Below are 4,712 nucleotides of genomic sequence, written 5' to 3'. Positions count from 1 at the left end.
GAAGTTGGTAAGCGATGAAGATGGCGCGAATGACCGGATGTGGGTCATCGTGGCGAAGGGTAGAGAGGCAGCTCTCGCCCAGTTGCGGACGTGGTTGTGACGATTGGCAGAGGCGGTGCTCGTCGGTAGGCTGCCCATGCAATGAAGCGCAGCGTTCTCTTTTGGCTAGTCGTCGCTGTGGCGTTCTGGGGCTGGATGTTCGCTTCGAACTCGCGCCAAGCCGATCTGGCATATGTATTTTCGGCAATGCTCGGAATTATCGTCGCGATCGGGCTGTTGGGCTTTCACATCATCCGGGCGAGGCGTGATCGGTAAGCCCGCTATGTTAACGTTCCAAGGCACGCGAGCGTCCGCTTTCCTCCCAGAGTTCCGACTTCCCTGTTCGCGGCCCAAAAATTGAAGGCAGCGCACACGGTCGTCCATTTGGCATGTTCCGACCACGGGCCGTGATCATGGCGAGCGACAACGACTGTCGAGATCAGACGCTAAAAACGATGGGCAACGCCTTGGTCAATTCCGGCGCACCATCAAACACGGTAAAGCGCACCGGATAATCGCGATAGTCGCCGACGTCACCGGCGCGTCGCAATATCTTCAAGGTACGTGGGACTGACGATACGCTTCACACGGGCTAGATGATCACCACAAATAATGCAGCTGCCGTCCGGATTTCGCTTCGGCGTCGGCAGCCCCCCAATGATACATATCCTGAGGGTCTCTGCATCTTTCACCCAGGATATGTAACAGATTACGGCATCGACCCAACGCTAGCTTTTGGTAGACCTGCTCAAGCAACAGATCGTTCGCGCGTTCGAACCGCGCAACGCGGGCGTCCATCCTCCGACCATCTCACGAGCAGTAGCCGATGGCGAACTCGTCCGGATTGCGCGCGGGCTGGGAACTAGTCGGGCCTTCATGTGCGCGAATCCCGCATGGCGCAGATCCAAAGTCAGCTGATCGTCGGACCTGATCGTCCTCGCCCGAACTGCCAACTGATGCCGTCCGACCGCATGATCCCCAAGGTGGCCTTGCCGATGTTGCGCTCCAGCACATCGCGCCAGGGTACGAGCGTGAAATCCCGCGACCGTTCGACGACGGCGTAGCTTCCGCTTTCCAGGTCAACGCGACGAGCGATCACGCCTTCGATGCGGTCCCCATTATGCGCCGGTTCAAACGGCTTGTCGAACTGCTGGGCGAGCCGGCCGCCGGCATCGCGCATCTCGCGCCGGCCAAGCTCATCCAGCGCGCCATTGCGCAGCCGAAATTCTCGGCCTTCGCCCGTCGCCAATTGCTGTTCGACCAGCCACTGCCTCCGCGCGGCCGTCGCTGTCCGCACCTCACGGCCGAAGCCCACATCACGCACTGGAGTGCCGACGCCGGTCGCCAGCTCCCAATCGATCCACGTCGGTGCTTCGACCGTGGAGAGGTCACCGACTTGCCGTGACGACAATATCGACAGGGCAACCGGGCGGTCTCGCTGTTGCCGCTGCGCAAACCCTTCGGCGCGGACAAGATGATCCTCGGGTATCAACCAGCTACCATCCGCCAAACGATCCGGTCCGGCGCCCGCGCGGCGCATCGCTTCGAGCCGCCGCACATGGCTGGTCGCAAACGCTTCGCTCGCACCGGGATCGTAGCGCAGGTGCAGGTCGATCGAGTAGCGCCCGCCATTGGCACGCGCGATGGCATCGACCGTATGATCCGCCTGGCTCGCCGCGGCCTTGGTCGGCTCGATCCGCACCGTGGCGCCCTCGGGCACCGATGGCGTTGCGTCGATGCCCGTCCCGGCGGCGGCTTCCACGTCCCTATGATCGACGCGCCCGCGCTCGCCGATCTCTATCGCTGGAACGAGGACGTCATCGCGATCATTCTGCGATCGGCGACGGGCAGGCTTTCGGGTGGCCTCACCGAACCGGGGCCTGCCGTCGACACCGCGACAGCGACGGCGGCCCTCACCATGCGGTTGGCGGAAGCGTCGCGCAACGAGGAGCATCAACGGGCCATTCGTGACATCAACGCACGCCTCCATGCGGTCCGTCTGGTCGAGGCCGTTTTGATGGCGGATACGATCGACGAGCTTGCCCGGCTTTCAGCGGCGGCCGATCTCCAGAACATCAGCCTATTGCGCAAAGGCTGGCGCCGCTATCATCGACGCCGCCAGCCCATGGTTGCCGAAATCGTCCGTTCGTTGTTGCGCGACTAACCGCCATGTCATGCAAAGGCCGGGTGGGACCGTACCTCTTATGCTGCTGGGATCGTCCGTAGCACCGTCTGATCCAGTCCGTCAGGCCCATGTACTGGTATCCGCTGGTGCCGGGGCGATCGGCTTGTCGGGTGTTCGATAGGATAGGGCTTCGCCATCAATCCCGTCCCGCACCCGCGTCACGCGATGTGTCGTCTCAGCAGGACCAGCATGGGGTCGCCTTTGACCGCATGAGGTTCGAAGCCCATCTCTTTTTCGATCATGATGGCGGAGCGGTTTTCGCGATCCTCTATCGCCTCGATCGTGTGATATCCCTTGCGGCGTGCATGTTCGACCAGATGGTCGAGCAGCGTCCAGCCGATACCCTGTCGCTTCATATCATGTCGGATGGCGATGGCGGCTTCGGCGGTGGTCGAGTGGTCGTCGCCCGCCAGCATCCCCGCCGCCAGGATCGATCCGTCCTCGGCAAAGGCGATCAGGCTTTCGGTGTGTCTGTCATTCGTATCGATCATGCTCCTCAGCCGCTCATGGCTGACCTCGCGCACGCCGGTCAGGAAGCGGAAACGCAGGTCTTCGGGCGAGACATGGGCGAAGAAGGTGGCCAGCGCCGTTTCGTCCTCGCCGCGCGCGCGGCGAACGTGCAGCCGCACGCCTAGGCGGGTGACAAGCAGCTGGGTGTCGGCGATCGTCATGATGTTCTCCTAGATGGCTGCGACCATGGTGCGTCTGCCCCTTGGCGACATTGACCATCGTCAAGACGGCAACATCGTTCCCGTTTCCATGTAACGACGATGCCAGGACAGCGCTTCGGCGGGAAGCGAGGGGGCATGAAGGCCATAGGACCCGCCCTCGGCGCGCATCGCATAGTCGGCGAGCATCGGTCGGTAATCGGGATGCGCGCAGCGCTCGATCACGGCCTTGGCACGCTGGCGCGGCGACAGGCCGCGCAGGTCGGCCAGCCCCTGTTCGGTGACGATCACCTGCACGTCCTGCATGATGTGGTCGACATGCGAGGCCTGCGGCACGATGGCGGAAATCTTGCCGCCCTTGGCGGTGGAGGGGGTCATGAAGATCGACACATAGGCGTTGCGTGCGAAATCGCCCGATCCGCCGATGCCGTTCTGAATGCGCGATCCCATCACCAGCGTCGAATTGACGTTGCCATAGATATCCGCCTCGATCAGGCCGTTCATCGCGATGCACCCCAGGCGACGGACGAGTTCGGGATGGTTGCTGATCTCCTGCGGACGCAGGATCATGCGGTCCCGGTATGCGGTCATGTTCGCGTTGAGCCGCGCCGCCGCCTGCGGGCTGAGCGAAAAGGCGGTGGCCGACGCCATGCGCAGGCGCCCGGCATCGAGCAGGTCGAGCATGCCGTCCTGGATCACCTCGGTATAGGCGGTCATCGGGTCGAACGGCGCGTCGACCAGGCCGGACAGCACCGCATTGGCGATATTGCCGACGCCCGACTGAATCGGCAGCAGGGCGGGGGGCAAGCGTCCGCGCGACACCTCATGGGCCAGGAATTCGATGACGTGCCCGGCAATGGCGCGGGCGGTGTCGTCGGGCGCGGCGAAAGGCAGGTTGCGGTCGGGGGCCTCGGTTTCGACGATGGCGACGATCTTGCCGGGATCGCAGGCCAGATAGGGCGTGCCGATCCGGTCGTCCGGCCGCACCAGCGGGATCGGCACGCGCTCGGGCGGCAGGCGGGTGCCGTAATAGATGTCGTGCATCCCCTCCAGCGCTGCGTCCTGCCAGCGATTGACCTCCAGAATGACGCGCTTTGCACGGTCTGCCCAGGTCTTGTTGTTGCCGACCGACGACGAGGGGATGAGCGATCCGTCGGCACGGATGCCCGATACCTCGATGATCGCGGTGTCGAGCGGGCCGAGTACGCCTTCCCAGGCCATCGGTGCGACCTGGCTGAGATGCATGTCGAGATAGTCGATCTCGCCCCGGTTGATCTTCTCGCGCGCGACCGGGTCGCCGCTATAGGGCAGGCGCTGGGCGATGCCGTCGACCGCCGCCAGCGCGCCGTCCAACTCGGGGCCGGTCGAGGCGCCGGTCCACAGATTGACGCGGAACGGATGCCCCGCGCCATGGGACTCGGCGATGTGCCTGGCCAGCGCCTGGGGCACCATCTTGGGATAGCCGGAGCCGGTGAAACCGCTGGTCGCCACCGTTTCGCCGGGGCGGATCAGGGCGGAGGCGGTGTCGGCATCGGTGATACGCGAACGAAGGGCGGCACAGGCGATACGGTCGGTCATTGTTTCTCCAACGCTGGCGGGCGGGGCCGGAGCCACCGCCCGCCGCGATTTCAGGCCGCCAGGTCGAGGACGATGCGGCCCTCGATCTGGCCACGGCGCATCTGGTCGAACACCTGGTTGACCTCGGCGAGCGGCGCGGTGGCGACGGTTGCCTTGACCTTGCCGTCGGCGGCGAAGTCGAGCGACTCCTGAAGGTCGAGCCGGGTGCCGACGATCGATCCGCGCACGGTGATGCCGTTCAG

Annotated in this window: 5 protein-coding genes and 1 pseudogene; 2 read left to right on the top strand and 4 right to left on the bottom strand. The window is 64.3% G+C overall.

From position 1 onward, the window contains the following. Nucleotides 1-774: 774 nt before the first annotated feature. Nucleotides 775-957, top strand: coding sequence for a type IV toxin-antitoxin system AbiEi family antitoxin domain-containing protein (locus tag SSA01S_RS20250; protein WP_156477956.1), 183 nt, complete (start codon nt 775-777; stop codon nt 955-957). Here the strand turns inward: SSA01S_RS20250 and SSA01S_RS18565 are convergent. Beyond that, the gene (locus SSA01S_RS18565; RefSeq protein ID WP_244885712.1) at nt 950-1,801 is read right to left on the bottom strand and encodes a DUF3363 domain-containing protein; all 852 of its coding nucleotides are present in this window, start codon (nt 1,799-1,801) and stop codon (nt 950-952) included. The genes SSA01S_RS20250 and SSA01S_RS18565 overlap by 8 nt on opposite strands. A 6-nt stretch (nt 1,802-1,807) precedes the next feature. Here SSA01S_RS18565 and SSA01S_RS20120 point away from each other — a divergent pair, with 6 nt between their 5' ends. Next, nucleotides 1,808-2,203, top strand: a complete 396-nt coding sequence (locus SSA01S_RS20120; RefSeq protein WP_061781581.1) for a hypothetical protein — start codon at nt 1,808-1,810, stop codon at nt 2,201-2,203. Between the two features lie 179 nt (nt 2,204-2,382). On the opposite strand, the gene SSA01S_RS18555 is transcribed toward SSA01S_RS20120, so the two are convergent. The 3 genes and pseudogenes from SSA01S_RS18555 to SSA01S_RS18545 all read right to left on the bottom strand — a co-directional run. Then, entirely contained in the window at nt 2,383-2,895 is a 513-nt protein-coding gene (locus tag SSA01S_RS18555) for a GNAT family N-acetyltransferase (RefSeq protein ID WP_061781580.1), read from the bottom strand. 60 nt (nt 2,896-2,955) lie between these two features. Then, on the bottom strand, nt 2,956-4,470 hold the full coding sequence (scpC, locus tag SSA01S_RS18550) for a succinyl-CoA:acetate CoA-transferase ScpC (RefSeq protein ID WP_058731852.1): 1,515 nt from the start codon (nt 4,468-4,470) through the stop codon (nt 2,956-2,958). A 50-nt stretch (nt 4,471-4,520) separates the two neighbouring features. Beyond that, nucleotides 4,521-4,712: pseudogene (locus SSA01S_RS18545) on the bottom strand (zinc-dependent alcohol dehydrogenase); the annotation flags it as partial.

Source organism: Sphingomonas sanguinis NBRC 13937, from assembly GCF_001591005.1.
GTDB classification, from domain to species: Bacteria; Pseudomonadota; Alphaproteobacteria; order Sphingomonadales; family Sphingomonadaceae; genus Sphingomonas; species Sphingomonas sanguinis.
This window is presented reverse-complemented; position numbering and strand designations above follow the sequence as displayed.

Coding starts and splice junctions, on each gene's coding strand:
- SSA01S_RS20120 (WP_061781581.1), top strand. CDS start 1,808: ATGATCGACGCGCCCGCGCTCGCCGATCTCTATCGCTGGAACGAGGAC.
- SSA01S_RS18555 (WP_061781580.1), bottom strand. CDS start 2,895: ATGACGATCGCCGACACCCAGCTGCTTGTCACCCGCCTAGGCGTGCGG.
- scpC (WP_058731852.1), bottom strand. CDS start 4,470: ATGACCGACCGTATCGCCTGTGCCGCCCTTCGTTCGCGTATCACCGAT.